Annotated in this window: 17 protein-coding genes; all 17 read left to right on the top strand. The window is 40.2% G+C overall.

Going from position 1 to position 19,721, the window contains the following annotated elements; genetic code table 11:
* Positions 1-16 precede the first annotated feature (16 nt).
* Entirely contained in the window at positions 17-757 is a 741-nt protein-coding gene (locus RZO55_RS24840; protein ID WP_318066935.1) for an ABC transporter permease, read from the top strand.
* On the top strand, positions 754-1,734 hold the full coding sequence (locus tag RZO55_RS24835) for an ABC transporter permease (protein WP_318066934.1): 981 nt from the start codon (positions 754-756) through the stop codon (positions 1,732-1,734). The genes RZO55_RS24840 and RZO55_RS24835 overlap by 4 nt, the downstream gene beginning before the upstream one ends.
* A gap of 76 nt (positions 1,735-1,810) precedes the next feature.
* Positions 1,811-4,432 carry a winged helix-turn-helix domain-containing protein gene (locus RZO55_RS24830; RefSeq protein WP_318066933.1) on the top strand — a complete coding sequence of 874 codons (2,622 nt, stop codon included), beginning with the start codon at positions 1,811-1,813 and terminating at the stop codon, positions 4,430-4,432.
* 149 nt (positions 4,433-4,581) lie between these two features.
* Positions 4,582-6,210 (top strand): Hint domain-containing protein, encoded by a 1,629-nt coding sequence (locus tag RZO55_RS24825; RefSeq protein ID WP_318066932.1) that lies wholly within the window; start codon positions 4,582-4,584, stop codon positions 6,208-6,210.
* The gene (locus RZO55_RS24820; RefSeq protein ID WP_318066930.1) at positions 6,207-7,130 is read left to right on the top strand and encodes a Nal1-like putative serine protease; all 924 of its coding nucleotides are present in this window, start codon (positions 6,207-6,209) and stop codon (positions 7,128-7,130) included. Before RZO55_RS24825 ends, RZO55_RS24820 begins: the two co-directional genes overlap by 4 nt.
* Before the next feature lie 196 nt (positions 7,131-7,326).
* A complete protein-coding gene (locus RZO55_RS24815) occupies positions 7,327-7,473 on the top strand; it encodes a hypothetical protein (protein ID WP_318066929.1) in 147 nt (48 codons plus the stop codon).
* A gap of 72 nt (positions 7,474-7,545) precedes the next feature.
* On the top strand, positions 7,546-8,019 hold the full coding sequence (locus RZO55_RS24810) for a MarR family winged helix-turn-helix transcriptional regulator (RefSeq protein WP_318066928.1): 474 nt from the start codon (positions 7,546-7,548) through the stop codon (positions 8,017-8,019).
* 334 nt (positions 8,020-8,353) lie between these two features.
* A complete protein-coding gene (locus tag RZO55_RS24805) occupies positions 8,354-8,758 on the top strand; it encodes a metal-dependent transcriptional regulator (protein ID WP_318066927.1) in 405 nt (134 codons plus the stop codon).
* An 85-nt stretch (positions 8,759-8,843) separates the two neighbouring features.
* Positions 8,844-10,580, top strand: coding sequence for an RICIN domain-containing protein (locus tag RZO55_RS24800; protein ID WP_318066926.1), 1,737 nt, complete (start codon positions 8,844-8,846; stop codon positions 10,578-10,580).
* A 141-nt stretch (positions 10,581-10,721) separates the two neighbouring features.
* Complete coding sequence (locus tag RZO55_RS24795) at positions 10,722-12,197, top strand: DEAD/DEAH box helicase (RefSeq protein WP_318066925.1); 1,476 nt, start codon at positions 10,722-10,724, stop codon at positions 12,195-12,197.
* Between the two features lie 53 nt (positions 12,198-12,250).
* Positions 12,251-12,748: a YehS family protein gene (locus tag RZO55_RS24790; protein ID WP_318066924.1), complete on the top strand. Its 498-nt coding sequence runs from the start codon at positions 12,251-12,253 to the stop codon at positions 12,746-12,748.
* Positions 12,749-12,793: 45 nt separating this feature from the next.
* Positions 12,794-13,840, top strand: coding sequence for a LacI family DNA-binding transcriptional regulator (locus tag RZO55_RS24785; protein WP_318066923.1), 1,047 nt, complete (start codon positions 12,794-12,796; stop codon positions 13,838-13,840).
* Between the two features lie 325 nt (positions 13,841-14,165).
* The gene (locus tag RZO55_RS24780) at positions 14,166-15,080 is read left to right on the top strand and encodes an ABC transporter permease subunit (protein WP_336624364.1); all 915 of its coding nucleotides are present in this window, start codon (positions 14,166-14,168) and stop codon (positions 15,078-15,080) included.
* Positions 15,080-16,024: a carbohydrate ABC transporter permease gene (locus RZO55_RS24775; protein WP_336624363.1), complete on the top strand. Its 945-nt coding sequence runs from the start codon at positions 15,080-15,082 to the stop codon at positions 16,022-16,024. Before RZO55_RS24780 ends, RZO55_RS24775 begins: the two co-directional genes overlap by 1 nt.
* A gap of 30 nt (positions 16,025-16,054) precedes the next feature.
* Positions 16,055-17,803 carry a type 2 periplasmic-binding domain-containing protein gene (locus RZO55_RS24770; protein ID WP_318066921.1) on the top strand — a complete coding sequence of 583 codons (1,749 nt, stop codon included), beginning with the start codon at positions 16,055-16,057 and terminating at the stop codon, positions 17,801-17,803.
* A 23-nt stretch (positions 17,804-17,826) separates the two neighbouring features.
* Positions 17,827-18,018, top strand: coding sequence for a hypothetical protein (locus RZO55_RS24765; RefSeq protein ID WP_318066920.1), 192 nt, complete (start codon positions 17,827-17,829; stop codon positions 18,016-18,018).
* Positions 18,015-19,712, top strand: a complete 1,698-nt coding sequence (locus RZO55_RS24760) for a right-handed parallel beta-helix repeat-containing protein (RefSeq protein ID WP_318066919.1) — start codon at positions 18,015-18,017, stop codon at positions 19,710-19,712. The genes RZO55_RS24765 and RZO55_RS24760 overlap by 4 nt, the downstream gene beginning before the upstream one ends.
* Positions 19,713-19,721: the final 9 nt, after the last annotated feature.

Genomic DNA, 19,721 nt, shown 5'->3' with positions numbered 1-19,721 from the left:
GAAAGGAGAGTTAATTATGCGCCGTTTTATGACAATATTTAAAATGGATTTTAGTAATTTATTTAAAAATCCGGTTCTTGTTGGATATAATACTGCTTTTGCAGGTTTGCTAATACTGATCCTGGGTTATTTGTGCGGAGGGGATTATGCCGATAGTAACACTTCATATCAGTATTATACAGTATCTCTTATTATTTATGGGGTGTTAAACGGGGCTATGACTGCTTCTAACTGTTTTATGGAGAGGGATATTAAACGGGCAAATCTTCGGATTATTTATTCCCCGGCCGGAAGTTATTCTGTTTATTTTTCAAAAATAACTGCGTCTTTTCTTTTTAATTACATTTTGCATTCACTGCTGCTGGTAATTTTGTGCCCTCTGCTTCATGTCAGTCTGGGAGCCAATCCGGTCTTTTTTATTCTTTTAATGGCACCGGTAGAATTTGCCACATCGGCTCTTGGAATATTCTTCTGTTGTATATTCCACTGCGAAGAAACCACCAGTACGCTGCTTAGTACTGTAATCAGTCTGCTATGCGCATTGGGTGGAACCTTCTTCTCTCTTGATGGTATGGGCAGTGTGATGGCCTTTGCTACGAAGATATCACCTGTAAGATGGCTGAATGAAGCATTCTTTACGCTATCCTGCGACAACAGTCTTCAATATTTCTGGCCGGTATTTATTACTGCGGCGGTTCTTTCTGTGCTGCTGACAATGGGGTGCAGCTTATTTTTCAGAACGGAGGATTATATATGAGAACTTTTATAACCACACTTACTAACATTTATGAACGGACCATTCCCCGCCTTGTTTCCATGATTTTACTAACCGTATTCACCCTTGCCTCCATGGTGCTGGCAGTTCATTTGACGGGCGTTCAGCAGGTGAAAGGACGGATTGTTCTGGTGACGGATAAATCTGCTGAAACATTACCTCAAAGCTCGGCAAGACTTAACATCGTAGTATCCCCAGAAAAACCGCCTTATTCTGCACTGGTAGAACAAAAGTATGATGCTTATGTAACAATCGGAGCAAACGGTGATTATCAGATTGAGACACTTCGGGATGACGACTATAAAAATATGGTGCTTACTCTGCTGAAAAATTCAGACGCCGTTCTTAAGGATAGTAAAATACCACGGGGTGCAGGCGCAAATATCATAGGTTTCATGATGATGTTTGTACTTATGCAGGTTTTCGCAAATCTGTTTGCATTTGCAGATGATAAGGAACAGGGACAATTAAGGCGGATTACAACAGCACCGGTTTCTTTTTGGGGTTATCTTACAGCACATTGTACGTATTGCCTGTCTATGTTTGTGCCGGAATATATCCTGCTGATTGTATTAAAATCCTGCGGATTTGATATAGGCTTCACGCTTTTACAGTATGCTGGTCTGTTAGCTGTACTGGGATTGTTTGGAATTTCCTTCGCACTATTATTATATACACTGATTGACAAACCGGATAATGCTTCCATGCTTGGCAGATCCATTGTTGTTTTAACATCAATGCTTGCAGGCAGCTTTTATTTGTTCAGTAAAAAAAAGATTTTACTGGATCTGATTATTAAGGTACTGCCGCAAAAGCAGTTAATGATTTTTGTTGAGTATATGGAACGGGGAGAGGCATGGCATCACGGCTTCAGTATTATTTATGTGATTGCGGTTTCTGTTGTCATGTTTATGGTTTCCTGCTTTGCATTACGAATGAAATATATTAAAAGGGTATGAAGACGAGACATTTCTTGTCAAAGCAGGCCGCCTGCATTACAATGATAGTAACAAATAAACGACAGGTGAATAGACAATGGAGCATTCTTCAGATATATTACTTCTTACTACAAAATTAAAAATACCGGCACCCCGCAAGAATTATATTGTGCGTCACGGATTATTTGAACAGCTATCCAAATGCAGGGATATGGGAATTATCTTTCTAAGCGGAGGGGCCGGCACTGGAAAAACAACGCTTCTTTCATCCTTTATTCATGAGAAGAAACTTAAGAATGTTTGTTGGTTGTCACTGGATTTAGCTAATACCAATGTTTATTCTTTCTGGCACTATTTCACTGCGTCAGTCAGCCCATTTTTACAGGATGAAGGAAAACTACTGGATCTGATGAGAACGAATCCGGACACCAAATATATGGAGAATTTGCTGATTACGCTGATTAACCGGCTGTGGGGAGAAGAAGAATATTACATGGTGTTAGATGACGTTCATTACATTTGTGATGAGGCCCTCATCAGAACCTTTGATTTTTTTATTGAGTCCATGCCTTCCAACTTCCATTTCTTTATGCTTTCCAGGGAGGACCCACCTGTATATTTAGGCCCCATGGCGGTGTCCGGCCGTTTATTGTTCATTGACGGAAAACAGTTGCAGCTGACGAAAGAAGAGGGGATAGCATTTCTTAAAGATACGATGAAGCTGGCAGACAGTGATGAAGAATTAAACCAATTGAACCACTATGCTGAGGGGTGGATTGGAGGGCTTCAGCTTGCGGCGGCAGCCAAAGCAGCGGGAAAGTACTCTGGTCAGCTGCTGCGTGCAGGGGGAGGGATTGCTTCCCAATATCTGACCCGAGAAATTATAGATGCTCTCACGGAAAAAGAACAGGATTTTCTGATAAAAACCGGATATCTGTCTTATTTTGATGCAGATATTTGTAATAGGCTGTTTATGGGATTTACAAAACCGGATTTCGATCAGATGATGGAACGGTTTATGGAAAAAAATCTGTTTCTCATCTGCCTGGACGAACAAAACGGAATATATCGCTATCACAATATTTTATCGGAATATTTAAAACAGCAGTTTCTCTGCCTTTCTGAAGAACAAAAGGCAGAATGCTATCGAATAACGGCAGGAGCTTTTGAAGAAAAGGGGGATTATGAGGAAGCTTTACGAGAGTATTGTGAGGCTGGTAATTATAAGGAGGTTCTGCGTCTGGCAAAATCAATGGAAGGCAGGATAGAAGCATGGAATTATCTTGATCAGGTTCCCATTGAGCTTTTATTTCAGGATACGGATCTTGCTGCCCAGTGTTTTATTTATAATTTGGGAAATCTGAATATGGAACGCTGCCATGTTATATATGAAAAGTTTAAGGAACTGTATGAAGATTCTGATTTGTTTAGTATTGTAGACTTTGCGCAGATCTATTTTACCAATGAAAATGGGATTTTGCCTCAATATCCGGCACTGACGGACAAACAGATTGAACAGGTTCCTTATGGACCTGTGGTGAAAGCCGTACTGCTGATTGAAAATGCCGGAGCATTATTGGAAAAAATGCTATATGAGGAAGCGGAAAACTGTATCATTAAGGGTATTAAAATTGCCGCCGGTTTAAATCCTTTTATTGGTTTTTTTGCTTATAATCAGCTGGGTCAGGTTTACGAAGAGATGGGACGGTTAAATGACAGCTTTTCCTGTTATGCCAAATCAAAAGAAGTACTGAAACCAATCAGTGGATTAATGGGGATAGAAACTAATTATTACTTTGGTCTGGCTGGAGTATATATGCGAAGAATGGAGCTGGAGCAGGCAGAAATAGAGCTGGAGTATTCCAAACGGCTGTTGGAAGAACGTCATATTCATGTGGATATCACTGATATGACGCTGGCTTACCATCTTGCTGAGATGAAATTTCTGCACGGTGATAACGACACAGCAGTTTCTTATGTTGATGGTATTTTGTCTGAGTATCCTAATTATAGCGTTCTTACTCTGGGACGTCTGCTTTATGAACTTGCCTGTATTGACAGACTCCCGGAAAGCCTTTCTGATAAGATCTTAAAAGAGCTGGATGCAACAAACAAATATAGTCAGCAGCCGCTTATGAAACTGCTGCGAGGACGGATTCTGTTTAAGTTTGGCAACACGGCAGAGGCATTGAAAGAAACCGAAGAAATACTGACTTCATCCCGCTTGAAGCATAATAAGCTTCGCCTTGTAGAAGCCGATATTTTGAAAATATATATGTTTTTACATATGCCGGTGAAAGCTACCAGCCAGCGGGAAATAAACAATTTGTTGGTTGAAGCGGTTCATTATGCTCAGGAAGATCGAATTCTGATGCCATTTTATCTTGACCGCGATACATTGCTGCCTATGCTGAATGAAATGTATCAAAAATCAGCTGGAAACCAGTTACTGAGTGGTGCGGAAACGGCTTTCTTAGGAGAGTGTATTGTAATTTGCGGAGGTCAGACTGTTAAAGAGAGTAAGCCGGAGCTACTGTCAGCCCGTGAGTATGAGGTTTTAAACCAGCTGGCTCTTGGTATTACCAACCGGGAGATTGCAGAAAATCTTTGCATATCACAGGCTACGGTGAAAACCCATGTGCTCAGTATTTTTAGTAAACTGGGGGTTTCATCCAGGATGCTGGCTGTGGAAAAAGCGAGAAAAGAAGGGTTAATATAAAAGTGCTAATTAGCATTTGAAATATGTTTTTTATAACAAAAGGTTCATCATAAAAAATAGATTGCATAATTTCTATCTGGTTACTCATAATATAATCGATTTAAATTAAATTATGAGCTACTGTATTAGCCACAGGAAAGAAGGTAAATATGATTTATGGAACATTAATGGATTATGCTAATGATGAACATTTTAATTCGGTACTTGATAGATATGGTGGGGAAAATTATTTGAAAAAGAATTTTCCGCATATACTGCAAATGATATATGACACCCGAGAGTTGCATAAATCCAAGGAATACGAAGAGAGAAATGGTAAACAAGTAGGATATGTGGATACTTTTCGTATTACAGAATTGCCTATGCAGGAGTTAAATCAAATAGAAAATAAAATACAAACAGCTATTTATGCGAATTCATTTATGACAATGGTGAAATCACATCCTTTTTTAATGTTGGCAAGCGATATTAGTGACCCTAAACATGGAAAGATTTTTGGTGGATACGCAGTATATAACAATGAAGGGGTAAATAAATTTGGTAACAATCAATTAGTTGATTCATCTTATCTGAATTATTCAAAGGAGCCATCTGTTGAAACTAAAACAAATTTCCAAGTAATTGATAATGTGGAAGGAAAAAATGTTGTTTATGTAGATATAGACAAAGTCTGTGATATGGATATTTCAAATTTAAATAAAATAGTAAAGAATATAACCGTGAACGCTCCTAGGCCGAAAACTGATTCTGCCACTTATATACGAGTTGTCTATAATGGAAGGACTGATAATGATGCTGCCTATAATTTTATAAAGGCAAAAGATTCGTATATAGGAGATACTCGTTTTGTTAACGTTTATTATCCATTTTCTATCTATGTGGAATTTGATGAACTTTTTGAAATAAATACAACAGAACCTGTAAGTTTTGATTCAGCCTTTAATCTGTCTATAGCAAGTGATGTTATAGAAGGTGGTGAAGTACACTTTAATACAGCATATACAAAAAATATAAGTACAAAGGTAGAAGGCAATATTTTGAAATTTGATTTTCCTTACTCCAATGACACGCAATATAATTATTGGGGGGTTGATATGCCTCTGACCGCAAAACAGGCGGAAGGATATTTTAACTTTCATCTTAATTTTACGGTGAATTATAGATTAAAAGGAACCCAGAAATATAAAAAAACTGCAATAATTGTCACCAGCGAACAATTACCTGATTCTGATAATTTGAGACGTATAAAGCAAAGTCGTATTTTATGGGGCTGCTTAGGAAAAGATACGCTTATCCGAACGGAAAATGGCTATAAAAAGATTTACGATATTAGTAAAGGTGATAAAATTTTTACTGATAAAGGGTATATAAGGCTAAAAAACATGGTGGTGGGTATAGAAGAAAAGATTGTAGCTGTTGGTGTATCAGAAGAAAAAACATTGTTTATCACCAAAAATCATCCTATTAAGACAGATCGTGGTATTATTCGAGCTATTGATCTTGCTGCCACAGATAAACTGATGGTTGAGGACGGAACTTTTAAAGATATTTTTTACCTAGAAGTGAAGGAGTATAATGATAAGGTATACTGTCCCGAACTTGAAGAATCCGCATTAATATCGGCAAATGGAATTATGGTAGGAGATTATCTCACTCCTGTAAAAAAAGACGATGAAACTGATGTTGAGCCCCACCCTTTGAACCCAGAGTTAGTTGAAGAACTCAAAAAATGGGTATTTCTTAAGAACAAACAGCTTCAAACGGAGGTAAGTGTATGACGGGATTTAATGATCTTTTATTAGCAAAAGAAGAGTATGAGAATAAGCTTTTTTCCCAAAAAGGTGTTCATTCCGTCGGTATTGGGTATAAAAAGGCAGATGGAAAAAACAACGGTCAACTTGCACTTTTAATTTATGTTGACAGTCCTATAATGGTTGAGGAGCTTTCAAAGTCAGATATAATACCCTCAAATATTCCTATAGATATTATTTATGAACCTCAGTTATCGTATGATATTTTATTTATTAATAATAAAGATATTATTAATACCGATCAAGGCCGTTACCGCCCTTTAATTGGTGGGATACAGATTTATCTTACAAATTTTAGTGGCTCTTGGATAGGAACATTAGGAACATTTGTAAAATCACAGGATGATTCCGATAAAAATTTATATTTGCTTTCCAATCTCCATGTTTTGAACTCAAGTGGACTTGCAGTTCTACAACCATTAAAAGGAGCAAAGAATATTATTGCGATAACTTTAGAGAACAAGGATTTTCCGAATAGCGATGCTGCCTTAGCGGAATCTAATGATTCTGCAGAAATAGAAGTAAATACTATTGAAGGTATAGGCAAAGTAAGCAAAACTCAAATACTTTCAGATGCTGATTTGAATAAAAGGGTAATTAAAAGAGGACGTACCACAGGTTTGACAGAAGGAACTATTGAAGCCATCAACGTAACAGTACATTTAGTGGATGACACATTTCGATATGATTGCGTGCGAGTGAGGGCTGATGATGGTAAATTATTTTCCGATTCAGGCGATTCAGGGTCTCCAGTAATTCTTAAAGATGAAAATAAATTGGTTGGATTACACTTTGCTGGAAATAAAGTTCTAGGAGGGACATCAAGTTTTTGTAAAATAGACAATGTATTTAGAAATCTCAACATTAAATTACCGGATAGTGATTAAATATTAGTTGCTTACATGGTATAATAATACAGTAGCAATTCTCAAATAAGAATAACTTATTAATATTTTCACGATCATCAATTATAAACAATTTTTTGGATGCAAACAGACTATGGAATTTATGCATAGAGAATAAAAGAGCCGTAATTACTTCAGCATAAGATGATTTATTACGGTTCTTTTATGATAAGGTTCCGTGAAATACAGCCCTTATTTTCAACTGGCGGTCTCTACCTTTGATAATAAACCTGTACTGAGTGTCAACCTTCTTGGCTCAGAGAATGACCGGGTTAAGATATCTTCTTTTCTGGATAAAGTAGTTTTGGAACTGATTGAAGTATGAAGGGAATTAATAACAGTGACGGTGAGCAGATTTCAGCTTGACAAAAGTGTATAGTAGCCATATACTTTTGATATGGATAAAATAATAGCAAACAAACATCAAATTGCATATGATTCACTTCATTTTGCTTCTGCATTAATTGAACTGGATAAGAAAACTCGTTACTACGGAACAGATGTGCCTATTTTTCATTCTGAGATACATGTAATAATGGCTATTGCTGAGCACCCCGGCATCCATGTAGGAGGATTAGCCGATATCCTGGGAGTGACGAAAGGAGCTGTTTCTGAGATTCTTAAAAAGTTGGAGAGAAAGGCTCTGATTATAAAGGAAGTTGATGAACTTAACTTGTCCAGATATTCGCTGTATCTGACTGAAAAGGGTAAAAAGGCTCATAGTAATCATATGCATTATCATATGGTCATAAACAGTATGGTTGAAGAACAATTGGAAGATGCTTCAGAGCACGAACTGAAATTTTTATCAGACTTTTTATCAGCCCTGATCGGCAAGGTCAAAGTTTTCAACGATAAGTTAGAGGAATAAAATTTTAGCAATGTGTATGGTAACCATACATGTTTTGCACCATTCGGTTAGGAGGAACTAACATTAAACGGAAAAAGTTATCAAAATCACATAGAATACCTGGATCCATTGAATTAAATGAGAGGGATTATAAACAAAAATCCGCAGCAAATGAAAGAGCGATACAAACGATTTATCATGCATTTACTTCGTACAGCCCTTTTTTATACATTAATCCATATGAATTCCCATTTTCCTTTCCAGAGAATTTATCAGTTGATGAAATGAATGAACAAGATGAAAATTTATAATAAAGTGTATGGTAACCATACTCATTTTACACTATGGAGGATTTATGATGTATCAAAATATGCATAGTAGTTCAGGGAAAAAACTCAGCCCATCAAAAGAGGAATATTTAAAGGCTATATTCCTGTTATCAGAAAAGGAGCATGCAGTGCGTTCCATAGATCTTGCTGCTTATTTAGGAGTATCCAAGCCAAGTGTAAATAACGCCATAATGATCTTGCAGAAAAAAGGGTTGGTAGTAAAGCCATTAGGCGGTGAAATCTGTCTCACTGATGAAGGACGTAAGCAGGGGAAAAGAATTACTGCCAAGTATCAGCTGCTGAAACAATTTTTGGCTGTCTGCTGTAAGGTTAATGAGGAGACAGCCAGTAAAGATGCTTGTAAAATAGAACATTTTATCAGTGACGAGGCTATTGTGGCTTTAGAAAAATATTGCAGTGAGATAGAATAATTTTTTCAGTATCGGTTTACATATTCAGACCATTTTACTTTTTATTAAATGAATGCATTCAATAAAAATAGCAGGAGGAATATGTATGTTGAAAGTGAAAAGAATGTTGGCATTTCTGCTGAGCATTATGCTGGTGATATCCATGGTTCCGGAGATTCCGGCACTGGCAGCAAATACGATGACAGTTGATTGTGCCAATGTAGTCAGAGAAGTGACCCATTGTGCCAGTGGCTCCCTGTATGGAATGACAGAGAGTATCCCGGCTGATGTAAATGGACTTGTAGCACCCTTAAAGCCCTATGTCATGAGGAATCCGGCCAGAGGCCAAAATGGAAACCAGCATCCGTACGGAGCGGCTATTCTGGTTTCCCAGAAGTTAGCGTCTGTTCCCAGTGCAAGGGTATCCGTTGATCTGGCAGATATGCTGCCGGGCTGGCCGTACCGCTGGCCTGGAATGACCAGCTGGCTGAATCAGGTAAGGTCTTTTATTAATGATAAGAAAGCATCAGGCCGTAATAATTATTATGGTTATGAGATCTGGAATGAGCCAGGAGGAACCTGGAATTCGTCCAACGGCAGTTTTAATGACATGTGGAAACAGACCTATGATGTGATCCGCGCCAATGATCCCGGTGTTAAAATCATAGGACCATGTGAAAGCTATTACAATAATTCCCGCATGAGGGATTTTCTGACTTTTTGTAAAGCCAATCAATGCATGCCCGATATCATGAGCTGGCATGAGCTGTCTGGGGGACCGAAGACAATCGCACCCAATCTTAGAACGTACCGGGCTTTAGAGTCTTCCCTTGGTATCGCTCCTCTGCCGATCAGTATTAATGAATACTGTGACCCGGATCATAATCTGGAAGGCCAGCCAGGTTCTTCCGCACGTTTTATCGCAAAATTCGAGCGTCATAAGGTGGAAAGTGCCTGTATCACCTGGTGGTTTGTACCAACTCCCGGAAGACTTGGCAGTCTTCTTGCAACTAATACAGAAAAAGGTGCAGGCTGGTATTTTTATAAATGGTATGGAGATATGACCGGAAACATGGTATTTGTTACTCCGCCTAATGATGACAGCGATCTGGTGGATGGCGCAGCCTGCGTTGATTCCAGTGCAAAATACGTAAGTTTTATTTTTGGAGGACCAAATGACGGGACTGTCAGTACAACCTTCAAAAATATCCCTTCCTTTATCGGTTCCACTGCATCTGTAAAAGTGGAAAAGATAGACTGGGTGAGCAAAGATACCGTATCCAGAGGGCCGGTTGTTCTGTCCTCTTCCAATTATCCTGTTATAAATGGGCAGATTTCAGTGAATTTATCCGGATGCAATAACAGTTCAGGTTACCGCATTTATATTACTCCCGGTACAGGGGGGAATACGGGGATTGTTTCAGGAGAAACTTATAGACTGATTAACAGGAACAGCGGCAAAGCTCTGGATGTTACCAACGGATCTACCGCAGACGGCGCTGATGTGATTCAGTGGGGCTATAGCGGTCAGAGTAATCAGAAATGGATCCTGACTGATACAGGTAATGGGTATAAACTGAACAATACAAACAGCGGTAAGGTTCTTGATGTTTATAAGAGTTCCACAGCAGACGGAGCGGACGTAATCCAGTGGACAGACAACGGACAGAATAACCAGAGATGGAACTTAATTGATCTGGGGAATGGCTATTACAATCTTGTAAATGTAAACAGCGGAAAGCTTCTTGATGTAGAAGAGGGTTCTGCGGCTGATGGCGGAAATGTAATTCAGTGGAGCAGCAACAATGGGTATAATCAGCAGTGGCAGATTACTGCGCCATAATAGGAATGGGAGGAAACTGAAGGAAAGATTTTATAATAATAAAGTATAAAAAATGGCAATAGAATCAAGTTGCGGTTGTTAGTTGCTCAATGAGATGATAGAATGTTCACATGCAGTTTTAAAATCAGGTGGCTGCACCGTATGAACGGAATGAGAGGAACAAATATGATTTATAAAAAATTCGACAGTTTTTCTTTGAGCGACGAAATAAAAAAAGCACTTCATGTTTTGGATTACGAAATACCCACGGAAGTTCAGGAGCGTGTCATTCCACTGGCATTAGAAAAAAAAGACCTTATTGTGAAAGCAAAAACAGGCAGCGGGAAAACCGCTGCCTATGCAATTCCTATCTGTGAGACAGTCAACTGGCTGGAGAATAAACCCCAGGCTCTGGTTCTCACACCCACAAGAGAACTGGCGATTCAGGTGAAGGAGGATTTTACCAATATCGGGCGATTCAAACGGATAAAGGCTGCAGCAATTTACGGCGGTCATCCATTTTCCATTGAGAAGACAGAATTAAAGCAAAAGACACATGTGGCAGTGGGCACTCCCGGGCGTGTGATGGATCATATAAGAAAAGGCACTCTGCCTTTAAGCATGATTAGCTGCCTTGTCATAGATGAAGCCGACCGGATGCTTGATATGGGATTCATTGATCAGGTAGAGGAAATTATAAAAGAGCTTCCAGATGACAGGGTTACCCTGCTGTTTTCTGCCACAATGCCTCAGGAAATAAAAGATTTATCATTGAATGAGCACAGGATACCAACCCAGATCGATATTCATGAGGAAGGCAGTCTGACAGCGGATATCGAACATTCTCTTTTTATTACGTCAGAGGAAGACAAGTTTGATCTGCTTACAGATATTACGATTATGGAAAATCCGGACAGCTGTATTATCTTCTGCAGCACAAAGGACCGGGTGGATCTGGTATGGGAACAGCTGAAAAAGATGAATTACCGCCCGGAAAAGCTGCACGGGGGCATGGAACAGACCGATCGGAATTCTGCCATACGCCGGTTTAAAAGAGGGCAGTACCGGTATCTGGTTGCCACAGATGTGGCGGCAAGAGGCATTGACGTTGATCATATATCCCTTGTTATTAACTATGATATTCCTATGGAGGCGGAAACCTATGTACACCGGACTGGAAGAACCGGACGGGCAGGTCACAAAGGAAAGGCGTTTTTGCTGGCAACTCCCTCCCAGGACCGATTCATCAGGCAGATTGAAGCATTCATCGGATTTCAGATTAAGGAACGGGCAGTATACGAGAAAACGGAGGTATCAAAGGCCAGACTTATCTTTGATAAGAAAATAAAAGCTGCACCTGAGATCAAACAGTTAAAAAGCGATCAGTTAAACAAAGGGATCATGAAACTGCGGTTTAACGGCGGTAAGAAAAAGAAACTGAGAGCGACAAACTTTGTAGGGGTACTGTCTAATTTAGAAGGCATGTCAGCGGAAGATATCGGAATCATAACAATTCAGGACACGCTTACCTATGTGGAAATATTGAACGGTAAAGGACCAATGGTGATGGAAGCGATGAGCCATACTACCATTAATGGAAAACAATTAAAGGTCACAAAAGCATTGGATAAATATTAGAGGCATGTTATAGTAAAGCATGAATATAAATTTAAAGTGTAAAAGAGGTTCCTATGGAAAACATTGATATATTAAAGAGATTAAGATATGCATTGGATATCAAAGACAGTGACATGGCAGAAATTTTTAAACTGGGCGGCGTTATGCAGACGAAAGCGCAGGTGCAGGAGCTGTTAGCATTTAAAGCCGACAGTGATACAGATTCATTAAAAAACATTTGTAATAATCATATGCTGGAATCCTTTTTAAATGGTTTTATTACATTTAAACGTGGAAGAAAGGAAGCAAAACCAGGGGAATCTGTAAAACCAAATTTTCTAATCGAAGATGACCGGAATGTCAACAACGTTTTTTTAAAAAAGGTTAAGATAGCACTGGCGTTTACCGGAGAGGACATGCTGGCGGCTTTTAAGGCAGGAGGAGCAGAACTGTCAAACGGGGAACTAAGTGCTCTGCTGAGGAGAGAAGGACAGCGCAATTACAAGGTGTGCGGGGACCGCTATATCAAGGTTTTCTTAAAGGGTCTTTCAGAACGTTACAGGAAAAAATAACAGCTCTATTCCAATGTCAGCTACAGTTTGAAGGGGTAAAGTGCCATGGTAACATTAAAAGAGATCGCAAAGAGATGTGACGTATCCGTATCCACGGTATCAAACATTTTAAATGGGATACCAAAGGTAAGCGAGGAGACAAAGAAGAGGGTATTACAAGTAATAAAGGAAACCGGATATCAGCCGAACTATATAGCCCAGGGTCTGCGTAAAAAAAAGACAAAGTTAATCGGGATCATCGCAGAAGATATCTCGTTGTTTTCCACGCCCATAATTATTGAGAGCATTATGTCTTATTGTGAATCGAAAAATTACAGGACGATTATGGTAAACCTGCGTCTGTATGCAAGATGGAATGAACAATGGTATCAAGATGAGGAGGAGTATAATTCAGTTTTGAATCCGGCGCTCCAGGAGCTGTTGTCCATTCAAGTGGATGGGATTATTTATGTACCCGGCCATGCAAGAAATATGAGATGTTTTCATAAAGATCTGGAGATACCGGCTGTCATGACATACGGATATACGCATACACCCTTATTCCCTTCTGTCGTAATTGATGACGAAAAAGGGGGGTATGATATGACAGAATATCTTCTTAATATGGGGCACACCAGAATCGGGATTATCGGAGGAAGAAAAGATAACATACATATGGATAAGCGTCTGACCGGATATCAGAGAGCTTTGTACGACCGCCAGATTTTTTATAATCCGGATCTGGTATGTTATGGGAACTGGGACCGGGAATGCGGATATGAAGGCGCAAAATCACTGCTAAAAAAGAACGTTACTGCAATTTTCTGTTTTTGTGATATTATTGCAGGGGGAGTTTATGACTATCTGGAAGAGAATGGACTGGAAGCACCCGAGGATATCTCTGTGGTAGGATTTGACGATCAGATAATTGCTGAATATTTCCGGCCATCCCTGACAACGGCAGCTCTTCCCCTAAAAGAGATTGGGAAAAAGGCAGCAGAGCTGTTAATCCAGTCTTTGGACCAGGAAGGAGAGGAAAAGGAACCGGGAATTAACGAAATTGCTGTACCATGTACCCTGATATTCAGAAAATCGGTGAGAAAATTGCTATAATATATAATAACAGAATCAATACGGAAGCAGATGCAAAAGATACAAAACGCATCTGTTTTTTTCTTGTTCATCTGAGCACAGCCGGTGAGACGTAAAACGATTCATACATAAAAGCCAGGAAAAAACATAGTAATTAAGTATAATAATTAAGAAAAATACTTGTTAAAAATATACAAAAGAAACAATTGAATTACGATATTTGTTGACTACATCCACATAGTGGAATATAATTCCAATTAATAGGTTAAACGATTTACAAAAGAGGATACGGATCCTTTAAATTGTTATGAAACTGTAAGAACAGGAAAGGATGGTTTTCATGAGAATGTTTTCTGACAGAAAAAAGGCAAGGGCATTCAGAGAGTTTATGTATGTGTTACCGTTTCTGCTTTTAGTAGCTGTTTTTTCGTATTATCCGCTCTACGGCTGGGTTTATGCGTTTTTTGACTATAAGCCCCCGTTTCCCCTTCGTATGGAGCAGTTTGTTGGATTCAAATGGTTTGTATCCCTGTTTACCAACGATGTAAAGGTAAGGCAGCTGCTGGCTGTTTTAAGGAATACCTTTGCAATCAGCGGGCTGAGCCTTCTCTTTTCCTGGTTTCCCATGATTTTTGCAGTATTTCTCAATGAAATTAAATGGAAGCCATTTAAAGTATTTGTCCAGACAGCTACCACATTACCTAATTTTATCAGCTGGGTTCTGGTGTATTCCATTGCATACTGCGTTTTTTCCAGTACGGGTGTAATAAACAGCTTACTGACGAATTTGGGAATTATTTCTACGCCCCAGCTTTATCTTCAGTCTGCAGATCATATCTGGTTTAAAATGTGGCTGTGGCTTACCTGGAAGAATGCGGGGTGGGCTGCAATAATGTATATAGCGGCCATATCCGGAATCGACGAACAGCTAAAGGAAGCTGCCAGAGTAGATGGGGCCTCAAGAATGCAGGTAATCTGGCATATTACCATTCCGGGATTAATTCCTACATTTTTTGTGCTGGTTATGTTAAATCTCGCTAATTTCCTGACAAATGGAATGGAACAGTATTTTGTTTTTCAGAACGCCTTCAATAAAGATTACATACAGGTACTGGATTTGTACGTTTACAATATCGCAATGGGAAGCGGGGGGTATTCCCTGTCCACTGCCATCAGCATCTTTAAGAGCATCGTAAGCGTATTACTGTTGTGCGCAACAAACCAGATTTCCAAAATGGTCAGAGGAGAAGGTTTTGTTTAATGAGGCGGAAAGGAGCAGCAATGAGAGAAAAGATTGAAAAGCATAAAAAAAAGCAAAGCTTTGAAGATATTATGATTGATACAATTACCTGTATTGTCTATTTGTTTTTTACATTTATATGTGTTTATCCGTTCTACTACATATTCATTAATACCATCAGCGCTAACGATCTAAGCGAAAGAGGAAAGGTTCTTTTCTGGCCGGTTGGAATCCATTTTAATAATTATGCTTCTGTCCTTAAGATTCAGGGACTGTTTTCAGCACTTAAGGTTTCTGTAGCCAGGACGCTGGTAGGGACAGTTGTCACTGTATTTATCGCTGCTTTTCTTGGTTATATGTTTACCAGGGAATCCATGTGGAAGAGAAAATTCTGGTATCGTTTTGTTGTTGCGACCATGTATTTTAATGCCGGTATTATTCCATGGTACATCACCATGATGAATCTTCATTTAACCAATAATTTCTGGGGCTACATATTACCAGTTGCAGTATCACCGTTTTATATTGTCCTGTGCAAGACGTTTGTAGAGTCCATTCCCAGGGAATTGCAGGATGCGGCGGAAATTGACGGAGCGGGCACGCTGAAAATATTTTTTCAGATTATCACCCCTTTAATAAAACCCATCCTTGCCACCGTTGCAATCTTCACAGCTGTGACACAGTGGAATGCCTTTCAGGATACGCTGCTTCTGGTAACGGATAAACGGCTGTATACTCTGCAGTTTACACTTTATCAGTATATCAACCAGGCAAGCTCTTTAAAAGCTCTTGCTAATAACAACGCCTCCTCAGCACAGATGTCGGCAAGTCTGGCTCACGCCCAGACCGCAACCTCCATCCGTATGACCGTTACCATTGTAGTAGTAGCGCCGATTATACTGGTTTATCCGGTTTTCCAGAGGTTCTTTGTAAAAGGGATTATGATCGGTGCTGTGAAAGGATAATAAATTGCAAATTAAAGAAGGGAGCAGTATATGAAAATGAAAAAGAGAGTTTTACAAGTGCTTTCAGCAGCCATGGCAGCAGTTATGGTTGCAGGGTGCGGCAGTCCTGCAGCAACCAGACAGACAACAGCCGCCGCTGCCGGCACAGGTACTGGAACAGGAACTGGCAGCTATGATGAACCGATGACCTTTGATATCTACGATGTTGCAGCGAATTATCAGGGGACACAGTCAGGGTGGTTTGCAAAGGTGGTAAAGGATAAGTTCAACATTGAGCTGAATATGATATCCCCCCAGGTAGCAGGGGATGGGATCTACCAGACCCGCTGCAGTACAGGGAATCTGGGAGATATCGTTGTGCTGGAACGCACCGATTTTACGGATTGTGTAAAGGCAGGTTTAATTAAGGATATTACGGCAGATATCAAAAATTATCCCAATTTAATGTCATATCAGGATCAGATTGATGTGTTAAATAAAGCGATTCCGGAAAATAAAGATGGAAAAACTTACGGAATTCCATGCCAGATGACCAATACATCACCGACCTCCTATTCTCAGGATGTGATTGCCTCCAGTCCGCTTTTAAGATGGGATCTGTATACGGAACTGGGACGACCGGAAATTAAGAATATGGATGATCTCTTAGATATAATGGAAAAAATGATGAAGGCACATCCTACTAATGACGCCGGAGATCCGGCTTATCCATTATCATTATGGTCTGACTGGGATGGCGGAGACGGTATGCTGGGAATTGCCAATGTCACACAGTTAACAACCTGGTATGGGGAAAAAATCAAAGGGTCTCTTCTTTTAAAACCGGATAATACTTTTATACCGGTAAACAGTAAAGACGGTACGTACTATACGATGCTGCATTTCTTAAATGAAGCCAACAGAAGAGGAATCGTAGATCCCGATTCCGGTACACAGGACTGGAATACAGCCTGTGATAAGATGAAAACAGGCAGAGTGTACTTAATGTGGTACAACTGGCAGGTAGGCTTCTGGAATACACAGGACCGGTTAAAGAATGGAACGGCATTTATTTATACACCAATAAAGGATCAGACCTATTATGCAGATGCAGATACGTATTATGGCAGCGGCCGTGTTTTTGCCGTAGGTTCTCAGGTTGATGGTGCAAAATATCAGAGAATTATGGATTTCCTGGATTGGTATGCAGGCCCCGAAGGTCTTACCTACCAGCACGATGGATTAAAAGATTTTAACTATACCGTGGGAAGTGACGGAAAATATACATTAATTAATGATAATGCGCTCATGGATAATATACCGGTACCGGAAGAGCTGGGCGGTGGCGGATATAACGATGGCATGAATGCAATCAACCAATGGATGGTGGATGCCATCAGCACAGACCCTGGTACAGGGGAGCCATATAACAAAGATTATTGGAGCACGTATAAAGCAGCTACTATGACACAGATGAAAAAGGACTGGGCAGCTAAATTCGGAGCTGCGGAGCCGGTTGATTACATGAAGGATAATAAGATTCTGTTAATCAGCCCGAACGTAAGCGTATCTCTGCCAAGTGATCCGGCAGATATATCCATAATCCGCAAGCAGTGCAACGATCTGTTCTGTGATTATTCATGGAGAATGATCTATGCCAAGGATGACGCAGAATTTGATTCCCTTTGGGATGAGATGTGTACACAGATGCAGGGAATGGGATTTGATGATCTGGTTAAGTTTGATAAGGATAAATATCAGATTGAGTTAGAAGCCAAGCTGGCTGTCAATAAAAAATAAGCACACATATAAGAGGAGATTTTATGGATCTGACATCAATACTTCCGGAAGGCACAAGTTTCGCGTTCTGGGAACAGGAACAAAGATATGAGCAGGAACTGCATGTGGACTGCAATCAGGCTGGAACGTCAAAGGAGCATGACGGAAGTATTGAAACCCCCTTTCCGACCATCAATGAAGCAGCGGCAGCGGCGGATCCGGTCCGGACCGTATGATCTGCTATGAGGCATGGCAGAATGAGCCGGTATATATTAAAGCTTCCCAGGAGATAAGAAATTTTACACCAAGCCAGGGCTGGAGACTGAATCACTTTTCCACAGATGCGCTGGAGGAAGGTGTTTCCATATGGGAGATAAAGCTGAACCCGGAGGATTTTAAAGGATATAATCCATTTTGTGCAGTGAATATCCTTCATGACAGATTATTCCTGGAATATGACAAAACCGATATGACCACGTATTTAAACAGACGGGGAATGGTATTCTGCGACGGAAAGCCTCTTAAGCAGGTGTCGCTTTACCAACAGATGGGTACACAGGAGAATACGTATTGGGTGGAGGCCAATGGCCAGACGGTCCATTTTCGATTAAGCAATGATGATGACCCGGGAAAACATCTGATAGAGATTACATGCAGAGAGCAATGCTTTGCTCCGGAGATTCCCTTCTTATCTTATATAAAGGTAAAAGGACTTACCTGTGCACATGCAGCGACAGGAGCCCCGGTTCCCCAGAGAGGTTCTATCTCCTGTTTCAGGGGGCATCACTGGATCATTGAAGACTGTGAAGTGGACTGGGCCAATGGCGTAGGAATCGATATCGGGAATGAGTGCTGGCATCACTGCGTACCGGAGGACCAGATTATAGGCAATACCATAATTCGCCGCTGCCGGATTAAGAATGCAGGGGTATGCGGGATCGCCGGTTTATTTGCGCAGAATCTTCTGATAGAAGACAATCTGATCGAGGGCACAGGCTGGCAGAGGATGGAACTGTCCTGGGAAGCCGGAGGTATGAAAATACATAATTGCAGGAACAGTCTGATCAGAAGAAACATTTTTACAAAAACGTTCCGGGCAGATCATTTGTGGCTGGACTGTAACAATGAAAATAACCGGATTACGCAAAATCTGTTTTTAGATGGTTTAGAGCAGAGGGAAGCGGTTTTCATTGAATGTACCAGGGACGGAGTCAATTTAATTGATAATAATATATTCTGGAATGTGGAAGGCAGATTTGATGCGGCAAAAGTCCCTAAGGAGACGGGTTCTTCGGGGTGGTATAAGATGGAAGAGGATGGAATTGTAAATGGATATGCAATTTACGGCGAAGGTACCGACCACTTATATATTGCCAATAATTTAATCGGCAAATGCCGCAGTGCCGGATATTTTGCAAAACCGGTTGCCTTCCGTATGCATGGGAATTTAAGAGGCGGGACTTCAAGAGATGCTCATTTCATTAATAATATATTTTATGAATGTGAAGAAGCAGCCATTAAAATGCCAACGGAGAAGAATCAGGCTGAAGGGAATCTCTACGTTACCATGAAGGGTGGATATTTAAGGGTTTTATATCCTGCACCTCCCTGCTGTCTGGATCTTCCTGCATGGCAGGAATTTTATGGATTTGATAAAGAGGGACAGGAGGGAGTCTTTTCTATAGAGCTGGATACCGATAATTATACGCTTGTATTCCGCAGTGTGGATCAAACCCCGTGGGATACCATGAGGGGAAGAGAACATCATCAGTACATAATGAAAATAGAAGATATTAAAACAGTCAGAAAAGATGTGCTGGTTTCCAATGATTTCTTTGGGACGACTCTGGTAAGTGATACCTGCAGGCCTGGTCCCTTTAAAGAGCTGGTATCCGGCAGGGTCTTTCCTGTTGATCCAAGAAAACTGTGAGGCAGGAAT

Origin of the sequence: Clostridium boliviensis (genome assembly GCF_033342255.1) — a bacterium.
GTDB classification, from domain to species: domain Bacteria; phylum Bacillota; class Clostridia; order Lachnospirales; family Lachnospiraceae; genus Lacrimispora; species Lacrimispora boliviensis.
This window is presented reverse-complemented; position numbering and strand designations above follow the sequence as displayed.